This is a genomic window from Bradyrhizobium sp. BRP19 (assembly GCF_020194195.1).
Lineage (GTDB): Bacteria > Pseudomonadota > Alphaproteobacteria > Rhizobiales > Xanthobacteraceae > Bradyrhizobium > Bradyrhizobium yuanmingense.
This window is the reverse complement of record NZ_JADYVZ010000002.1, coordinates 247,552-264,152: the sequence shown is the minus strand read 5'-3', so window position 1 is coordinate 264,152 and position 16,601 is coordinate 247,552. Positions and strand designations below refer to the sequence as shown.

Annotated in this window: 21 protein-coding genes and 1 tRNA gene; 9 read left to right on the top strand and 13 right to left on the bottom strand. The window is 65.1% G+C overall.

The genetic code is table 11. The annotated features are described in order from the left end of the window. Positions 1-31: 31 nt before the first annotated feature. Entirely contained in the window at positions 32-550 is a 519-nt protein-coding gene (locus tag I6F36_RS07010) for a MarR family winged helix-turn-helix transcriptional regulator (RefSeq protein ID WP_225171195.1), read from the bottom strand. A gap of 54 nt (positions 551-604) precedes the next feature. On the opposite strand from I6F36_RS07010, the gene I6F36_RS07005 reads away from it, so the two are divergent. Both I6F36_RS07005 and I6F36_RS07000 read left to right on the top strand, forming a co-directional pair. Then, positions 605-1,084, top strand: coding sequence for a carboxymuconolactone decarboxylase family protein (locus I6F36_RS07005; protein ID WP_225130391.1), 480 nt, complete (start codon positions 605-607; stop codon positions 1,082-1,084). A gap of 21 nt (positions 1,085-1,105) precedes the next feature. Beyond that, entirely contained in the window at positions 1,106-1,609 is a 504-nt protein-coding gene (locus I6F36_RS07000; protein ID WP_036022958.1) for a cupin domain-containing protein, read from the top strand. 29 nt (positions 1,610-1,638) lie between these two features. Here I6F36_RS07000 and I6F36_RS06995 read toward each other — a convergent pair whose 3' ends face one another. From I6F36_RS06995 to efp, 3 genes are all read right to left on the bottom strand, one after another. After that, on the bottom strand, positions 1,639-2,625 hold the full coding sequence (locus I6F36_RS06995; protein ID WP_225171194.1) for a DUF808 domain-containing protein: 987 nt from the start codon (positions 2,623-2,625) through the stop codon (positions 1,639-1,641). Positions 2,626-2,705: 80 nt separating this feature from the next. Next, the gene (locus tag I6F36_RS06990; protein WP_225171193.1) at positions 2,706-4,307 is read right to left on the bottom strand and encodes a M23 family peptidase; all 1,602 of its coding nucleotides are present in this window, start codon (positions 4,305-4,307) and stop codon (positions 2,706-2,708) included. Between the two features lie 45 nt (positions 4,308-4,352). Continuing rightward, positions 4,353-4,919, bottom strand: coding sequence for an elongation factor P (efp, locus tag I6F36_RS06985; RefSeq protein ID WP_028136595.1), 567 nt, complete (start codon positions 4,917-4,919; stop codon positions 4,353-4,355). A 162-nt stretch (positions 4,920-5,081) separates the two neighbouring features. Between efp and epmA the strand changes: the two genes are divergently transcribed. The 3 genes from epmA (at position 5,082) to I6F36_RS06970 (ending at position 7,548) form a co-directional block, all read left to right on the top strand. After that, entirely contained in the window at positions 5,082-6,134 is a 1,053-nt protein-coding gene (gene epmA / locus I6F36_RS06980; protein WP_225171192.1) for an EF-P lysine aminoacylase EpmA, read from the top strand. Continuing rightward, complete coding sequence (locus I6F36_RS06975) at positions 6,131-7,225, top strand: lysine-2,3-aminomutase-like protein (protein ID WP_225171191.1); 1,095 nt, start codon at positions 6,131-6,133, stop codon at positions 7,223-7,225. Before epmA ends, I6F36_RS06975 begins: the two co-directional genes overlap by 4 nt. Before the next feature lie 68 nt (positions 7,226-7,293). Then, positions 7,294-7,548: a hypothetical protein gene (locus I6F36_RS06970; RefSeq protein WP_035999808.1), complete on the top strand. Its 255-nt coding sequence runs from the start codon at positions 7,294-7,296 to the stop codon at positions 7,546-7,548. A 61-nt stretch (positions 7,549-7,609) separates the two neighbouring features. On the opposite strand, the gene I6F36_RS06965 is transcribed toward I6F36_RS06970, so the two are convergent. From I6F36_RS06965 to I6F36_RS06940, 6 genes are all read right to left on the bottom strand, one after another. After that, entirely contained in the window at positions 7,610-8,695 is a 1,086-nt protein-coding gene (locus I6F36_RS06965) for a 3-deoxy-7-phosphoheptulonate synthase (protein WP_225113576.1), read from the bottom strand. A gap of 234 nt (positions 8,696-8,929) precedes the next feature. After that, entirely contained in the window at positions 8,930-9,508 is a 579-nt protein-coding gene (locus tag I6F36_RS06960) for an HdeD family acid-resistance protein (protein WP_057029113.1), read from the bottom strand. Between the two features lie 70 nt (positions 9,509-9,578). Continuing rightward, entirely contained in the window at positions 9,579-10,619 is a 1,041-nt protein-coding gene (locus tag I6F36_RS06955; protein WP_035999770.1) for a PrsW family glutamic-type intramembrane protease, read from the bottom strand. A gap of 294 nt (positions 10,620-10,913) precedes the next feature. Beyond that, entirely contained in the window at positions 10,914-11,156 is a 243-nt protein-coding gene (locus tag I6F36_RS06950) for a hypothetical protein (RefSeq protein ID WP_035999767.1), read from the bottom strand. 97 nt (positions 11,157-11,253) lie between these two features. Then, positions 11,254-11,880 carry a PilZ domain-containing protein gene (locus I6F36_RS06945; protein WP_225171190.1) on the bottom strand — a complete coding sequence of 209 codons (627 nt, stop codon included), beginning with the start codon at positions 11,878-11,880 and terminating at the stop codon, positions 11,254-11,256. A gap of 149 nt (positions 11,881-12,029) precedes the next feature. Beyond that, positions 12,030-12,686, bottom strand: coding sequence for a hypothetical protein (locus I6F36_RS06940; RefSeq protein ID WP_225171189.1), 657 nt, complete (start codon positions 12,684-12,686; stop codon positions 12,030-12,032). A gap of 210 nt (positions 12,687-12,896) precedes the next feature. On the opposite strand from I6F36_RS06940, the gene I6F36_RS06935 reads away from it, so the two are divergent. Then, positions 12,897-13,313 carry a hypothetical protein gene (locus tag I6F36_RS06935; RefSeq protein ID WP_225171188.1) on the top strand — a complete coding sequence of 139 codons (417 nt, stop codon included), beginning with the start codon at positions 12,897-12,899 and terminating at the stop codon, positions 13,311-13,313. A 604-nt stretch (positions 13,314-13,917) separates the two neighbouring features. Here I6F36_RS06935 and I6F36_RS06930 read toward each other — a convergent pair. After that, a tRNA-Glu gene (locus tag I6F36_RS06930) sits at positions 13,918-13,992 on the bottom strand. A 224-nt stretch (positions 13,993-14,216) separates the two neighbouring features. On the opposite strand from I6F36_RS06930, the gene I6F36_RS06925 reads away from it, so the two are divergent. From I6F36_RS06925 to I6F36_RS06915, 3 genes are read left to right on the top strand one after another with little or no spacing between them, the layout of a single operon-like run. Beyond that, positions 14,217-14,471 carry a PilZ domain-containing protein gene (locus I6F36_RS06925; RefSeq protein WP_057029117.1) on the top strand — a complete coding sequence of 85 codons (255 nt, stop codon included), beginning with the start codon at positions 14,217-14,219 and terminating at the stop codon, positions 14,469-14,471. Positions 14,472-14,521: 50 nt separating this feature from the next. Continuing rightward, positions 14,522-14,770: a hypothetical protein gene (locus I6F36_RS06920; protein ID WP_225171373.1), complete on the top strand. Its 249-nt coding sequence runs from the start codon at positions 14,522-14,524 to the stop codon at positions 14,768-14,770. 5 nt (positions 14,771-14,775) lie between these two features. Then, a complete protein-coding gene (locus I6F36_RS06915; protein WP_036022969.1) occupies positions 14,776-14,943 on the top strand; it encodes a hypothetical protein in 168 nt (55 codons plus the stop codon). 128 nt (positions 14,944-15,071) lie between these two features. Here the strand turns inward: I6F36_RS06915 and I6F36_RS06910 are convergent, their stop codons facing one another. Further along, the gene (locus I6F36_RS06910) at positions 15,072-15,710 is read right to left on the bottom strand and encodes a glutathione S-transferase family protein (protein ID WP_225125498.1); all 639 of its coding nucleotides are present in this window, start codon (positions 15,708-15,710) and stop codon (positions 15,072-15,074) included. Between the two features lie 377 nt (positions 15,711-16,087). After that, on the bottom strand, positions 16,088-16,540 hold the full coding sequence (locus tag I6F36_RS06905) for a VOC family protein (protein WP_225113580.1): 453 nt from the start codon (positions 16,538-16,540) through the stop codon (positions 16,088-16,090). Positions 16,541-16,601 lie beyond the last annotated feature (61 nt).

Here is a 16,601-nt window from a genome sequence, read left to right as displayed (position 1 = left end):
AGCGGCCACGACAGCCGCGAATGCCGGCCGGCTAGTCCTCCTGAAGGTCAGCCGCGATTCCGGAAAGCCAACGCCGGATCGTGGTTTCCGCCTTTGAATCCAAATTGCGAGCGAGCCGCTTCTCCAATTCGAGCACACGCTGCCGGCACGCCTTCAGAAGCGTCGCGCCGCGCGGCGTCAGCGTCCATTGCTGGATGCGGCCGTGAACGGGATGAGGCGTCATCGCAATCGCGCCGTCGCGTTCGAGATTGCGGATGATGACGCCGACGGTCTGGGGCGTCAGGAAGGTGAGGCGGGCGACATCGGCCCCCGACAAGCCCGGATAGGCGTTCAGCATCGTCAGCACCGCGAATTGCGGCGAGGTCACGCCGAGATCGGCGAGCGTGCGCTCCATCGTCAGGCGAACCGCGGCGTGGGCCTGGCGCAGCAGGTAGCCGAGATAGCCTTGCTCGCCGCGCTTGCCTTCGCCCGGTGCCGGGACATGCACCGCGCCGGCTGCAACGGCCTTGCGGCCCGATTGCAATGTCATGACATTCGTCTTGCGCGACATATAAGAGCTCTTATAATGTATCCGAGTTCTTATAATAAGCCGAGGTGAATGGCAATGGCACACGCCCGCAGCGAATACGAAGATTTCAAGCGGATCGCGCCCGATGCGTTTGATCTGGTGCTGGCGCTGGGCCAGCTTGCGGCCAAGGCCGGCCTCGACAAGCAGCTGCTCGAGCTGGTCAAGCTGCGCGCCTCGCAGATCAACGGCTGCGCGTTCTGCGTGCAACACCACGTCTTGCTGTCGGAACGGATCGGCGTTCCCCTCGACAAGCTTCATCTGCTCGCGGTCTGGCGCGAGGCGCCGATCTTTTCGCCGCGCGAGCGGGCTGCGCTCGCCTGGGCCGAGGCGCTGACCTGTCTGCCGGACGGCGTCAGCGAGGAGGTCTACGCGGAAGCGTCCGGCGAATTCTCCGAGACTGAACTGACGTATCTGACCTCGGCGGTCGCCTCGATCAACGTCTGGAACCGGTTTGGCGCGGCGTTTCGCTGGACGCCTGCACAGCGGCCGGCGGCCGCCGTCGCAGCTTCGTCCTGACGGAGAGAGGGGAGGATCACGATGACAGTCATGAGCCTTTCGGCCCTGCAGTACCCGTTGCCGTCACGTTCGACAGCGTTCGCCGTCATCGCAGGATTAGTCTGCGCGCTGGCAATCGGCAAAGCTCTGCCGGTGACGATCGACAGCGTGTCCAGCGCCCTCGCGCCGCTCTGCGCGACGGCGGCGGAAGGCTCGCCGCTCGACAAGGTTGAGCCGATCGGCTCCTACGCGCTTCCGAACGTGCCCGGCAAACGCGTTACCATCGTGCGCGTGTCCTACGGTCCGGGCGGGTTTTCGCGGCCGCATCGTCACTCCGGCTCCGTCACCGCCTACATCACCAAGGGCGAGATCCGCTCGCAGCTCGGTGGCGGCCCGGTCGAGACGTTCGGTGTCGGCCAGTCCTTCTTCGAACCGCCGGGCTCGACGCATCTGGTCTCGGCCAATGCCAGCATGACCGAGCCGGCGGAACTGATCGCGGTGTTCGTGGCGGATGAGGGCGCGCAACTGACGACGTTCTTGGAATAGGCTGCGCGCGTCATCCGCAATGGCTGTGCTCAGGCCGATCGCGATCGCCTCAACCGCTTCCAAGCCGGCGCGAGTCCGTATTGGACGACCGGAATGGCGACTGCGCCGACGAGCAGTCCCAGCGCACCCGAGATGGCTGCTTCGACCGACCATTCGACGATGCCGGCAACGGATGGCAGGAGATGTGCGACAGCCTCGATTATGGCATGGACCGTATGGCCGATCGCGGGTGGGCCGTACTTCTCGATGCCGTGCAGGATGATGCCACCGCCGACCCAGATCATGGCGGCGGTGCCGATCGTGCTCAGCACCGCCAGGAAAACGGGCATGCCGCGGACGAGCGCGCGCCCAAGCAATCGGATCGCGCCGCCGGCGAGCGAGGCGCCGTCGAACCGCGCGAGGGCGATGCCGGCATCGTCCGCTTTCACGATCAGGGCCACCACGCCATAGACACCAACGGTGATGAAGAGGCCGACCAGCGCCAGCACCAGCGCCTGCGTCCAGATGCTGCCCGCCGGGAGGGCCGCCAGCGTGATCGCCATGATCTCCGCCGACAGGATGAAATCCGTCTTGATGGCGCCAGCGACCTTCTCGTCCTCGACCGACTGGGCATTCAACGCAATCGGCTCGAGCTGAGCTTCGTGCTGGTGCGCATGATGCGGCATCACGGCTTCGAGTACCTTTTCGGCGCCTTCATAGCAGAGAAAGGCGCCGCCCAGCATCAGCAGCGGCGTGACCGCAGCGGGAAGGAAATAGCCGAGCAGCAGGGCAATCGGCAGCAAGATCAGCAGTTTGTTGCGTAGCGATCCGACCGCGATCTTGCCGACGATCGGCAGCTCGCGTTTCGAAGCGAAACCGATGACGTAGTTCGGCGTGACCGCCGCATCGTCGATGACCACGCCAGCGGCCTTTGTGCCTGCCTTGGCTGCCTGGCTAGCGACATCGTCGAGCGAGGCTGCAGCCACCTTTGCGATCCCCGCGATATCGTCGAGAAGACCGATCAGTCCGACACTCATCAACCCATCCTTCTTCGTTCGAGCGGGGGAGTGCGCGACCAGATGCGTCCTGCCCGCTCCAGCAACGAACCAGCACGCTGTCAGTTCTCCTCGCCGCCCGCTCCCTCGCGCAGGTCAGGCTTGAGCACGTCTTCCGGCAGCGCATGGGCCACCGGCTGCGCCGTGACCGCGATCTCCGGGCCGATCTCGCGGCCGCGCGCGCGGATCAGCCGTTCATAGGCCGAGACCAGCGTCGCGTAGGGGCTGACCCAGATCCAGCCATCGCGGGTGAACACCTGGACGTCGAAATGCAGGTGCATCGAGGTGCCGGCGGGACGGTCGAGGTAGTTCGAGATCACGCCGATCTTCTCGCCTTCGGTGACGATGCGGCCGTTGATGACGCCATCGGCGTTCATCGCATGCGGATTCATGTGCATGTAGCGGAAACGGATGTGCTCGGTGCGGCTATTGACCTGTAGCGTTGCGGCCTGGTCCTTGGCGCCACGGATAACGATCGCGTCACGCACGGCGACGACGCCGCGCCGCTTGGAATCGCAGGGCTCGCGGGCTTCGCCGGGTGGCGGGCAGTCGGCGGCGCGGATGTCCTCGCCCTGGTGGCCGTAACCTCCGCCGCATTGCCACACCTCGAAACTACGCGACTCGCAGAAATTGTCGCGCCAGGGATAAGCGGTCGGGCCTTCGCTCTTGTCGCGCTTGCCGAAGGATTGGGAGCGCACGAAGGCGGGCGCCTTCTCCAAGGGAAAGCGGATCTGGGCATAAGCCATGGCGTCGGGATGACCGCCCTGCTTGCGGTAACCGGTGTTCGGAATGATGTCGCCGCTCGGCCGGTAGCTGAAATCCGGTGAACGCACTGCGGGGCGATCGATGATGTTGGAGGCAACGTCCGCCAGCGGCCGCATGCGCTGGCCGCCTGCGACGCGCAGCGCCTTCAGGAAGCGCTCGGCGACCGGATAGGCCTCCTTGCAGGCGAGCCGCCGTGGCCTCGCGACACTGTCGAGGCACTGGATCGAGACCACATAGGTGGCGCCGAAGCGGGTGAAGGCGTAGCGCACATAGCCTTCCCGGATGAACCTACGCAGATCCGGGTAGGTTGCGGCGAGCGGCTTGACTGGCTCGCCCTTGCCCCCGGCCGGATCGGCGATGTCGTAGATCAGCGCCGAGCCCGTGATCTGCACCTCGACGGGCTTTGCGTACACCCGGCTCGGCATGCCGTCGCCGGCACCCGGATCGAGCGAGAAGGTCGCGCTGTAGCCGGCAGGACCGGCATCGAACATGTCGGCGGGATTGAAGTCGCCCTGGTAGCGCGACAGCGCGAGCGTCGCCGGCGCGCCGCTGCGCTGCGCATCGAGATACGCGGCGGCGTCGAACGGCAGCAGCACGGGGACGGGACTTCGGGTAATGCCGGTGAAGAAGCGCGAGGAGACCGCGTTGAGCTGCACCAGTGCGGGCATCGCGCGCGGATCGTAGCGCGGCACCGAGCGACGGGGCGCGAAGATGAAGTCGCCCGCAATTTGCGGACGGCTGTTGATCTCGCTGCGAAGCTGGTCGAGCGCCCCGCGCCACTCGATGCGCAGGGCCGTCAGCGAGGGGCTGCGGAACTCGTCCGCAGCGATCGGTGCAGCAACGAGGAGCGACGGCAACGCCAGGAGAAGCGAGACGAAGCGGAGACTGTTCCTGCCCACTGCTTCGCCCCCCGGCGGTACCTGTTCCGATCCTCGATGGCTCGTTTAGTCCTTAGCACGCTCGGAGTAGGAGCCGTCTTCGGTCATCACCACAATGCGCGTGCCGACCGAGATGTGCGGCGGCACGGTGGTGCGCACGCCGTTGGACAGCACCGCCGGCTTGTAGGAGGAGGAGGCGGTCTGGCCCTTGGTCACCGGCTCGGTCTCCACCACTTCCAGCGTCACGCGCTGCGGCAGTGCGATCGACACCGGATTGGTGTCATGCATCGACAGTTTGACGGTCATGTCCGGCTGAAGATACGCGGCCGCGTCGCCGACGACGTCCTTGGAAACCTGAACCTGGTCGTAGGTCTCGGGGTTCATGAAGTGGTAGCCATCGCCATCTTCGTAAAGGAAGGTGTAGTTGCGCTCTTCGATGGTGGCCTTTTCGACCTGGTCGGTGGTCTTGTAGCGTTCCGAGATCTTTACCCCGTCCGAGATTCGGCGCATTTCGATCTGGCTGACCGGGGTTCCCTTGCCGGGATGGATGTTCTCGGCGCTCACGACGACATAGAGCTTGCCGTCTTGCTCGATCACGTTGCCCTTGCGAATAGAACTGGCGATGACTCTCAAAGCTGTATTTCCTGCTTGCTTGGCCCGGCACCAGCCAGGACGTGGTCGAATTGCTGGGGGACTTGGGGCCTCAAACCGGACCTCGGCACCCGTTTCGGGCCGCAACATACTGATTTTGCCGTTGGATGCCAGCATTTTGCTGCCGGCCGGGGCGGTCGGTTGATGGCTGGGGACAAGCCGATGTCGCCGTCCTGGTCGCCCGCGCGCCACCTCGACCGACGGCCGTTCCTCCAGGCCAGGGCCGCCGTGACCGGAGCTTTGCGGGGTTTTTTCGCCGAACAGGGGTTTGTGGAGGTTGAAACCTCCGTTCTCCAGGTCTCTCCAGGCAACGAGACCCATCTGCACGCCCCCCGGACCGAGATCATGCGGCCCGACGGCAGCCGGGCCAGCCGATACCTGCGCACCTCGCCCGAATTCGCCTGCAAGAAGCTGCTGGCGGCGGGCGAGACGCGGATTTTCGAGTTCGCACGGGTGTTCCGGGACCGCGAGCGCGGCGACCTGCATCTGCCCGAGTTCACCATGCTGGAATGGTACCGGGCGGGAGCGCCCTATGATGCCATCATGGCCGATTGCGTCGTCGTGATCGCCCGGGCGGCGCAGGCGACCGGGATCGGGACCTTCTCCTTCCGCGGCCGAACCGCCGATCCCTTCGCCGAGCCGGAGCTCCTGACGGTCGCGGGCGCCTTCGCGCAGTTCGCCGGCATCGACCTGCTGTCGACAATCTCGGGCGGCGAGGGTAACCGTGAGGCGTTTGCCGCTGCGGCAGCCGGGAAGGTCCGTGTCGCCGAGGATGACACCTGGTCCGACATCTTCAGCAAGGTGCTGGTCGAACACGTCGAGCCACATCTGGGGCAGGGGCGTTTGACCATCCTGTTCGAATACCCATCTCCAGAGGCGGCGCTGGCGCGGGTGAAGACGGACGATCCGAGGGTCGCCGAACGTTTCGAGATCTATGCCTGCGGCGTCGAGCTCGCCAACGGCTTTGGAGAGCTGACCGATGCCGGGGAGCAGCGCAAACGCTTCACGGAATCCATGACGGAGAAGCAGCGCCGCTACGGCGAAGCCTATCCGCTCGACGAGGATTTTCTGGCGGCGGTCGCCGCAATGCCGGAGGCGAGCGGTGTCGCGCTCGGCTTCGACCGGCTGGTGATGCTGGCGAGCGGCGCCACACGAATTGATCAGGTGGTGTGGACACCGCCTGCGGATGAGAGATGACAAAGACGAACCTTGCACGCACTCTGCGCGAACCTGCCGAGCTGGTAGCCGAGGGCCTGGTCCCCGCATCGGCGCTGCCGGCGCTCGAACGCGTCGCCGCGCGCTATGCCGTGGCGATCACGCCGGATCTGGTCGGGCTGATCGACGCGACGGATCCCGACGATCCCATCGCGCGGCAGTTCGTTCCTGTTTCGGCCGAGCTCGAGGCGCAGCCGGGCGAGAATACCGATCCGATCGGCGATCACCCGCATTCGCCGGTGGCGGGAATCGTGCACCGCTATCCCGACCGGGTGTTGTTCAAGCTCGTGCACGTCTGCGCGGTCTATTGCCGCTTCTGCTTCCGCCGCGAGATGGTCGGGCCCGGCAAGGAGAATGCGCTGTCGGAGAGCGCCTATCGCACCGCGATCGACTACATCCGGTCGCATGACGAGATCTGGGAAGTGATCCTGACCGGCGGCGATCCCCTGATGCTGTCGCCCCGGCGGATGAGCGAGATCATGGCTGACCTTGCGGCCATCGATCACGTCAAGATCATCCGTCTCCACACCCGTGTCCCGGTGGCCGAACCAGCGCGCGTCAGCGCGGAGATGGTTGCAGCCCTGAAGGTTGCGGGCGCGGCCACCTGGGTCGCGGTACACGCCAATCACGCGCGCGAACTGACGGGGGCCGCGCGCGATGCCTGCGCGCGGCTCGTCGATGCTGGAATTCCCCTGGTGAGCCAGTCCGTGCTTTTGCGCGGCGTCAATGACGACATCGCCGCTCTCTCGGATTTAATGCGAGCTTTCGTCGAATGCCGGATCAAGCCCTATTATCTGCACCACGGCGATCTCGCCCCGGGAACGGCGCATCTGCGCACGACGTTGGCAGAGGGGCAGGCCTTGATGCGGCAGTTGCGCGGGCGGGTGTCGGGCCTGTGTCAGCCGGACTATGTCATCGACATTCCCGGCGGTGCCGGCAAGTCGCCGGTGGGTCCGAATTACGTGTCGGCGGTGAAAAATACCGCAAACGAGACAAGTGAAGCGGAATCAGAAACGCGCTATCGTATCGTCGACTATTGCGGCGACGTTCATCTTTATCCGCCCGAGGCATGAGTGGCGATGGCATCGACGCTGACTTGAGTGCTGGGCTTGGACGCTGATTCGAGAATGGAGAAATGGACATGACGAAGATCATGCTGGCAGTATCGCTCGTGGTCTTGCTTGGCGGCGCGGCTGTTGCGCAGACCGGCGGCTCCAAGGGATCGACCTCAAGCGGCGCATCGTCCGGGTCGGTGTTGCCGGCGCCGGTCGGTCATCGCCAGCCGCGTGCCAGCGATGTGCCTAGCGAGAAGAATCTGAGCGATCCCAACGATCCGCTCAGCAAGGAAAACCAGGCGCTCGACAAGAAGATCAAGAGCATCTGCCGCGGCTGCTGAGGCTTTCACCTCTCCCCGTCGGGGAGAGGTGAGGAATGAGCCATCCCAAGCTCGCCATCCGTCAGGCTGATCGCTCGTGCAGTCCGGCGCGCCGGATGTTGCGGCGGATTTCGACCGCGTCGGCGAGCTGCTCGAGCGTCTTCGACGTCGTTGCCCAGTCAATGCAACCGTCCGTGATGCTCTGCCCATAAGTGAGCGGCTTGCCCGGTACGACATCCTGCCGGCCGGCGACGAGGTTGCTCTCGATCATCACGCCCATGATGCGGCTCTCGCCGCCCGAGATCTGGCGGGCGATATCGGCCATCACCAGCGGCTGGTTCTCCGGCTTCTTGCTCGAATTGGCATGGCTGGCATCGACCATCACCAGCGGGGCAACGCCGGATTTGGTCAATTCGTTGCAGGCCGACGCAACGCTTGCCGCGTCGTAGTTCGGTTCAGCTCCGCCGCGCAGGATGATGTGGCAGTCCTCGTTACCGGCGGTCGAGGCGATCGCCGAGCGGCCGAGCTTTGTGACGGCCATGAAATGATGGGGATGCGAGGCTGATTTCACCGCATCGGCCGCGATCCGCACATTGCCGTCGGTGCCGTTCTTGAAGCCGACCGGGCAGGACAGGCCCGAAGCCAGCTCGCGATGGATCTGGCTCTCGGTCGTGCGCGCGCCGATCGCGGCCCAGGAGACGAGGTCGGCGATGTATTGCGGCGTGGTCATGTCGAGGAACTCGGTGCCGGCGGGCAGGCCGAGATTGTTCACCGCCGCGAGCACGTTGCGCGCGAGCCGCAGCCCCTTGTTGATGTCGAAGCTGCCGTCGAGGTCGGGATCGTTGATGAGGCCCTTCCACCCGACCGTGGTGCGGGGCTTCTCGAAATAGACCCGCATCACGATCTCGAGCTGATCGGCGAGATCCTCGCGAAGCTTTGCTAGCCGCTCGGCATAGTCGAGCGCCGCCTTGGGATCATGCACCGAGCAGGGGCCGACGACGACCAGAAGGCGGTCGTCCTGATTGCTCAGGATGGCATGGATGGCGTTGCGCGCGGCCATCACCACACGCGTCGCGGTGAGCGTGCGCGGGACTTCCCGCATCACCTCTTCCGGCGTGCTCAGCTCTTTCAGTTCGCGGATACGAAGATCGTCGGTCGTGCTCAGCACGGCGGGCTCCTGTCTGTTCTAGAACCTGCCGGCAATAAAAAAGCCGCCAGGTCGGGCGGCTGTTCGGACGTTTGCTGCAATGTTTCAGATTGAGCGCGATCCTCCCGCCGCCAGCGAGCTGTCGTAGCTAAAGTACCAAAAATAGCTGGTGGCGACGGTGATCATGGAAAGGCCATATAGCGTGCCGCTGGCGCCTTGTCACCCCCCAATCAGAATGTGGAGCGACGAGGCGCCTCAGGTGTTGCCATTGCGTGCCGCCAGCGCCATGCCGATCAGGGTGGCGCCGCCGAACAGCAGGTTGATGCCGACGAGGACGCCAATGGCCCACTCCGCCGAGCTCGGCAGTCCCGTGATCACCATGAACGAGATCGCGATGTCGACGAGGCCCGAGATCAGCAGCCACGACCAGCGGCCGCTGAGCTCACGGCGGTGCTCCAGCGCGTACATGATGGTGGCGACGCCCTCGGCGAGGAAATAGGCGCCGAGCACGATGGTCAGCGTCAGCACGGCCTGCATCGGCCGGGCCAGCAGCAGCAGGCCGGTGAGCACGGCGAGCGCAGCCGAGATCAGCGACCACCAGAAGCCTGGCGTGCTGCGCGCCCAATAGGTCGCGATCAATCCGCCGATGCCGCCGATCAGGAACATCCAGCCGAGGAAGATCGCGGTCGCAAGACTGGCGAGCGGCGGCACGACGAGCGCGGCAATGCCGAGGACGGCGAGCAGGATCCCTTCGAACAGAAAAGCCTTCCAGTGCGCCTTGACCGCCTGGTTCATCTCGGATTGGAGGCGGGCAAATTCCTCGGGCGATGTCATCGTCTGGCTCCGGAACGAGAGGATTGCGTCCCAATCTAGTGGGCCTGTCGCGCGTTCGCCATGCGTTGGATCAAGTGCCGCCGGGCGCCGACGAAAAGCCTTCCGCGTTGGTGCGAATGCGGTTGCGGCCGAGAATGTAGATAGCCGATGTGACAATCAGAAGCGCAAGGCCGAGCAGGATCGAGACGAAACCGATCGGAATCAGCGCCAGCGTCAGGTTGCGCTCGGGGTTGATCAGCCAGTGATGGATCGAGGTCAGGACGAAGGCGAGCCCGACGAACCCGATGCCGCCGCCGGCGAGCAGCAGCGCCCACATCCGGCGCAGCTGGCTGAGCCGCTCGCGCGCGACATCGGTTCGCGGCGCGTGGTGGCGCGCGACGCGCCGGACCAGGCGGATGGCGAAGGCGATCGAGCCGAAGCCGATCAACAGGCTTGCAGCGCCCAACCACATGCGGAGTGTCGGATCGAGATCGGGCATGCGCTGGAGCGTCAGCAGCGGGAAGTCGAAGGCCGTATGAAGCGCGAGCGGGCCACCGAAGATCAACAGCCGGCTGGAAAGACGGGCCCAATCGCGATGGTGGCGGTTTGCGCCAAGCGCCGTGCCGGCGCGCGCGATGGTCAGGTAGGCGCCGGCGATGATGCCGAGCGCGCCGTGGAACGGCACGGTCAGGACGCTGCGCAGCGCGGCAAGCGAGCGCCACATGTCGGCGTGCTGGACCAGATAGGCGAGATTCTCGTAGGCGGCGAAGCCGAGGCCGACCGCGGCGCCGTAGACCACGGTGTCCATCGGATTGGCAAAGGTGCGTCGCTTGGTCGAGGAGACCAGCACGATGGCGAGCACCTTGACGGCTTCCTCGGGCAGCGCGACGCCGAAGATCGAATGCATCGCCAGCGCCGCCCAGGGATCGTCGGGGGCGGCGATCATCTTGGCGAAGGGGGCGCGGGCGAGGCCCAGGAGCGAAATGCTCGCCGCCCCTAACAGGAATGCGGTCCAGACCTGGGCCGGCGGCCCCGGGCGTTCCTCGGCAGCGATGACGAGCCAGAGCAACAGCAGCGCCGGGGCGATAGCGGCAGTTCCAACGACGGTGGGGAGCGCTTCGATCAGGTACATTGGCGCCGAAAATAAGTTCCCTTGATCCGCTTATCTACGTTCTCCGATGCGACCATGTGTCATGCGCCGGCTTTCGGCTCCCTGAAGGCGCGCGACTGCTGCCGTTCATCCGGGCTCATTGTGGGGAGTAGAATACGAGCGCAATCAATCGCATGATGGCAGAAGCTCGCCAGTCACCGCAACGATTGCCCGGTGCGCTGCGGATCGAGATTTGCAAGCGAGCTCAAGGAAATGCGCGGGATTCCTCGATTCCTGGCGCATCTGCGCAGCGTGCCGGCTGCTGGCCTTGTCTAGTCAGTGCGTCGTGATCGCGGGCGGCGCGTCGGGTGCGACGTCGAAGGCGCCGAGATGGAATTCCTCGCCGGCGGACTCGGGCGACCCGGAACTCTGCGCCAGCAGCGTGAACGCGGCCTGCGGGTATCGTTTCCAGATCTCCAGGTCGCCGGCGGTGATGGTGAGCCAGCCGAACGTGTACATGTAGCGTCCGGGCTCGGTGACCCGTCCGACCCTGTCCCAGGTGATCTTGTCGACTGCCATTCGGTCCCCCGATCGCAAGTCTGCAAAATGACGTCCGGCCCGAGGCACAGACCTGCAAAAGCTGATCCGGCATTGGGGCCGCTATAGGGCGGCGAATTCAGGCCGACTTCAGCAAGGGCGCGCGGACGATCAGGCGGACGAGGTCGTCCCGGTCCAGCTTTTCGGCGAATTTGACCGCAAAGCCGTGCTCGAACTTGCGGATCACCCGCCCGACACAGGCGCCGACCGCAAGCGGGGTTCCGACCACCGGATCATACTCGGAGGACACCGCGACACCGGCCGTCGAGACGTCGATGATGAAGCAGGGATGGCAGCTGCCGTCCGCGAGGGTCAGCACGGTGTGCGAGACTTGCGGAACGAAACGCGCGTCACGCCGCAGCTCCCGAACGCTGGCATACTTCTGCTTCTTCTCGAGCCATGTCAGCTTTTCCGACATCCAGGCGCGCCGCGCCCGCGTCATCTCGAGCTCCATCAGGAAGCCAGCCTTCAGCGTCGCGCTGATGGTGCCCTGGAATTCGCCGAAATCCTCGAAGTAGGAGGTCAAGCGCTCGCCGACCTTGCCGACCACGGGCACGTCCACGATCATCCGGAACGGCGAGACGCGCTTGGTGCGGCAGGCGAAGCTGCGGAGCTTGCCCTCGCAATCGTACCAGCGGGGCAGCGAGTAGCTGCCGCTGACCGTAACATCCACTGCTCGCTGCCTCAGGAAATCTGCGACGGACATGAGCGCTGACCGGGGGTTCGGGTGATTGCCGTAGTTCCACGGTAGCGAGCAAATTCTAAGCAAATGATACTGCTGCCTAATAGCTGGGGTGAATTTTCGGTAAATGGCGCGGGTCGGCAGAGCAGCGGGAAGCGCGGCATAAGCGACGGCTAGCGAGGTCCGAACAGCACCAGGATAGCCAATGCGGCAAAGGCGAACTGGATCATCGTCCATATCAGTCCGTTCGGACGGATTTCCCATCGCAGGCGCGGCAATGCGCGCCGCAGCGCGAGCCCGGTCAATGCTTCGACGAGGGCGAGCAGAATGGCAATGCCGGCCAGGGAAGACCATGACTGGGTCGGAGGCAGCCAAGACGCGAGCCAGGCGGGAACCGAGGCTTTCAGGGGGCCGAGCAACGCGAACCATCCGAACCAGAATACAAAGCGCTTGACGAGGTCTTGGCCGATCATTTCGGGCTCGAGGCGGATACCGATGCTTGCCAGCGCGCTTTCGATGCGCTCGCCATCGGTCAGGAAGAGAAAGGCACCGAGGTAGAGCGGAACGCGCGAATGGAAGAGCAGGGCGATGACACCGAACAGCACGATGTAGCCGAAGGCATCGCCGAGAATGTCAGCGACGGCCTGGCCTGACCGCTCCGGCGAGGGCGGCGTCAACGCCGCCTGGCGCTCCGGCAATGGTTGGAGGTGGGCCATGTGCGCGAGCATCCTGGCGCGCCGGTCCGGCGCATGCTGGCGCGGGTGGCGCAGCCATGTGGGAAGCGCCGGCATCTGCGATGCGTCTGCAATGTCGGCTTTGAGCTGCGGCATGGGCCTCGACCGGTTACGACCTGACATTGGTCGGAGACGAGGGGCGAGGAGGTTCACGCTGCCGCGGCGGCTTTGCGCCTCTGGCGCTCCCTAGCGGAATCGAACCGCTCTCTCCACCGTGAAAGAGATGAGAATAGGTCCATGGCCGTCCACCTCCGTAAAAATAGACATCGACAAGGCACAAACGAAGCTCAGGAAGATCCGCGGGCAGTGGCAAAGGAGAAGCCCATCACCCGCGCTGGCATCACGCGGCGCCGCAACGCCGCCAAGCGTCGGCGGCTACGCCTCCGGACACCGTTGGGGCGGCTCGACGCCGACGGCGCGTCGTCAGCGCAGAACAACAACCCGCGCCTGTTGTGGCTCGCGATCGAATGGGGATTGGAGCGAGCTCCGAAGGTCGGTCCCGCGCCCAGCGCCGAGCTGTGCGACTACTGCCGGAAGCACGGGATCAACGTCGACTGGATACTCGACGGCGATCTAAAGGGCCTCAAGAGGATGATCGACGAACGCCGAGGGCACCAGAGGGCTGGAGCGAGCCCTTTGGCGAGGTATGCCCAGCTCACGCCTGAGCACCAGCTGATCGTGACGGCCGAGATCAACCGCATCCTGGCGGAGCGCGACCAATGAAGCACCATTGAGCAGGGCCCGCCGGTTCACGCTGGCGGGCCGTTCGTTTCAGGCATTTCTGCGTGGAACAACTGCCATTTGCAATGGAACCGGAATTAACATATGATATTTTTATTACAGTTTAGATTATTACAGTTCAGAGTTGTGTTCGTTGAAGCAGATTGCACCCCAGGGGCTCTGTCGGCGCCCCGCTCTCGTCACGCCTGAAATGGTTGCACTCGCGATCCTCGGGGGTCTGGCCCTGCTTGCTGTGCTTTGGGGGTGGTCGAGCCCACGAGTTGAAACGCCCCAGCACGTGGTCACAAAGCCCAATCCTCCTGATTGCTACTCAATCGGCAACAGGGTAGCCGCTGGCTGCTTCGACAAAAATAAATGAGCGATGCCGGCGGCTTGCCTCGCGGCGACCGCAGGTTGCACAGGAGGCGCGACCGGCCGCGGCTGATGACGCACCGCCCCGGGCTCAGGCGGTAAGCACGATGGCCCGCCGGTTCACGCTCGCGAAGCGGGGCGGCGATCGAGCCCCACGTCCATGGGTGTTCGCACGGGTTTATTGGCCACACGTTGGACACGGCGGCAGAGTGGATCTTTGAGTGATTGATTTTGCTGGCGCTCCCTAGCGGAATCGAACCGCTCTCTCCACCGTGAAAGGGTGGCGTCCTAACCGATAGACGAAGGGAGCAAACGCAGGGCCCTGCCGTTTTCCCGGCACGGCCGCTGGCCGGCCGAACAGGGCCCGGCGGCTTGCAGCGGGCGAACGTATAGTGGCCTTTGCGCTCCCGGGCAAGCCGTTCGGGAACGGTCTTTCCGGCCCGGTGGATAGCCCCGGGGCGCGGGATCATTCGGAGGCGATTTCAACGGTTTGTTAGCGTTCCCTACGTAGCGCTGGACGGGGAGATTTTGCCGATGCCACCGCCGAAGAAGCGCGCAGCCCGCAAGCTGCTGTCGCAGCACGCCTGGATCACGCTGGACGGCGGCTTTGCCGCGCGGCACTGCCTGGTTCAGGACATCTCGGATTCGGGCGCCAGGATCACCCTCGACGAGGACGCGAGCCAGCTTCCCGGCGTGATCCGGATGGCCTTCGCACGCGATGCGCGCACCGGGCGGAGCTGCCAAGTGGTCTGGCGCCGCGGCAAGTCGGCCGGCGTCAAGTTCCTCTAGCTGCGGACGGTCCGATGGCGCGCGGGTCCGGTCCGGGCTACAAGGCGGCGATGCGCACGCAGCTCCTCATCCTGCTCTCCTTGCTGGCCACGTCCGCGACTGCGGCTGAGAGCCTGCGCCTGCCGCCTGCCGAGCCGCCACAGGCGGGCAAGGTGCTGCCGCTGAACGGCAGCACGGCCGGCAATGTGAGGGCAGGCGCCTGCGCCGCCTACGGCCGGGGCTTCGTGATGGCCGAGGGCACCGGGACCTGCGTCAAGCTCGGTGGCTCGACCAGCGTCGACGCTGGCATCCGGCGCTGAAGCCCATGCCCGCGGATCTGGTGCGGCTCGACATCATCGTTCCCGTGCTGATGTATTGCGCGCTGCTGTGGTGGGTCGGCCGCGGCCTCAGCTGGACCGCGCGGCTCGCCACGGCTGCCGTGACTCTGGTGCTGATCGTCGTCGTGCTGCTGGTCGAGCGCGGCTGGCGCTAAAGCCTGAAACAAAACCGCGAAAACAACCCCATGCACAGTAGCCGTCAAGCGCGGCGGTGACGCCGCGGGAAGCGCGCCGGAACGAGGATTCCCCGCGCGATCGCCGCAGCTTAAGGCGCGCGAGGGGTTCACGACATCGGCGGTGCGACGAATTGCGCAAATCCGGGCCGCTTGCCGAGCTCGGCGAGCCAGCGCGTCAGGTGCGGCTGGGCCGGCCGGCTGATGCCTTCGACCCCGAGCCAGCGCCGCGCATAGGATCCGACCGCGATGTCGGCGAGCGTGAACGCATCGCCCTCGATGAAGCGGCGCGTGGCGAGCAGGCGGTCGGCGATGGCCCAGACCTCGGCGGCAGCATCGGCATCGCGCTGCACCTGGATCATATCGCGCTCGGCGGGCGCGGTGCGCACGATGCCCCAGAATACCGGGCGGTCGACCGGCTGCACCGTCGCCAGCGTCCAGTCGAGCCAGCGGTCGACCGAGGCGCGCTGCTTCGGCGCCTCGGGATAGATCGGCGTGCCGCGGCCATGCGCCATGCAGAGGTAGCGCATGATCGAATTGGATTCCCACAGCACGAAGTCGCCCTCGACCAGCGTCGGAATCCGCGCGTTCGGATTCATCGCCAGATATTCGGCCTCGCGCGTCTTGCCGTATTGCATGCCGGCATCGATGCGCTCGTAAGCCAGGCCAAGCTCGGTGCAGCACCACAGCACCTTCTGCACGTTGACCGAATTGGCGCGGCCCCAGATCGTCAGCTTGGTATCGGCCATGAAGCGTCTCCCGCGGCATTGTTCGGTGTCGTAGCCTGGATGGAGCGAAGCGCAATCCAGGGCTGACAGTCCCGGATTACGCTTGCGCTCCATCCGGGCTACAGATCCACCTCGCTGCGGGTGATAGCGGAATTCGGCGCGCGGAGCGATGCGCGATTGCATCGCGTCCGTCATGCAAAAAGCTCCGCACGCGGCGGAGCTTTCCTTGCAAAGTTCAAACCGACGCTCAGCGGCCGAAGAACAGCCACAACAGAATGATCACCGGGATCGGCACGCCAAGCATCCAAAGCAACAGCCCTCTCGCCATCGCATCCTCCTCCAAATCGGTTTCGTGAAAGGAGAACGCCGGGCGAGGGGCCTTGTTCCGGCCGGCGCCGTTACCAGTGGCCGGTGTTCGGCATCGACGCCCACGGCTCCTGCGGCGGCTTCGGATCGCCCTTCTGCAGCAGCTCGATCGAGTGCAGGTCCGGCGAGCGGACAAAGGCCATGTTGCCGTCGCGCGGCGGACGGTTGATGGTGACGCCCGCCTTCATCAGCTTCTCGCAGGTGGCGTAGATGTCGTCGACCTCGTAGGCGAGATGGCCGAAGAAGCGATCCTCGCCATACTTCTCCTCGTCCCAATTGTAGGTGAGCTCGACCAGCGGCGCCCCGCGCGTCGGCGGCTGTTTCTTCAGTGCCTCGAGATCGTCCGCCGAGCACAGGAACACCAGCGTGAACCGCCCCTTGTCGTTCTCGATCCGCCGCACCTCCTTCAAGCCCAGCGCATCCTGGTAAAACTTCAGCGCGACATCGAGATTGCGCACGCGCAGCATAGTGTGGAGGTATCGCATGGTTGTTGCTCCCTGGAACGGACGGAGGGTTTTGTGTTGGGCCGGGACGGCGGGGGTAGGA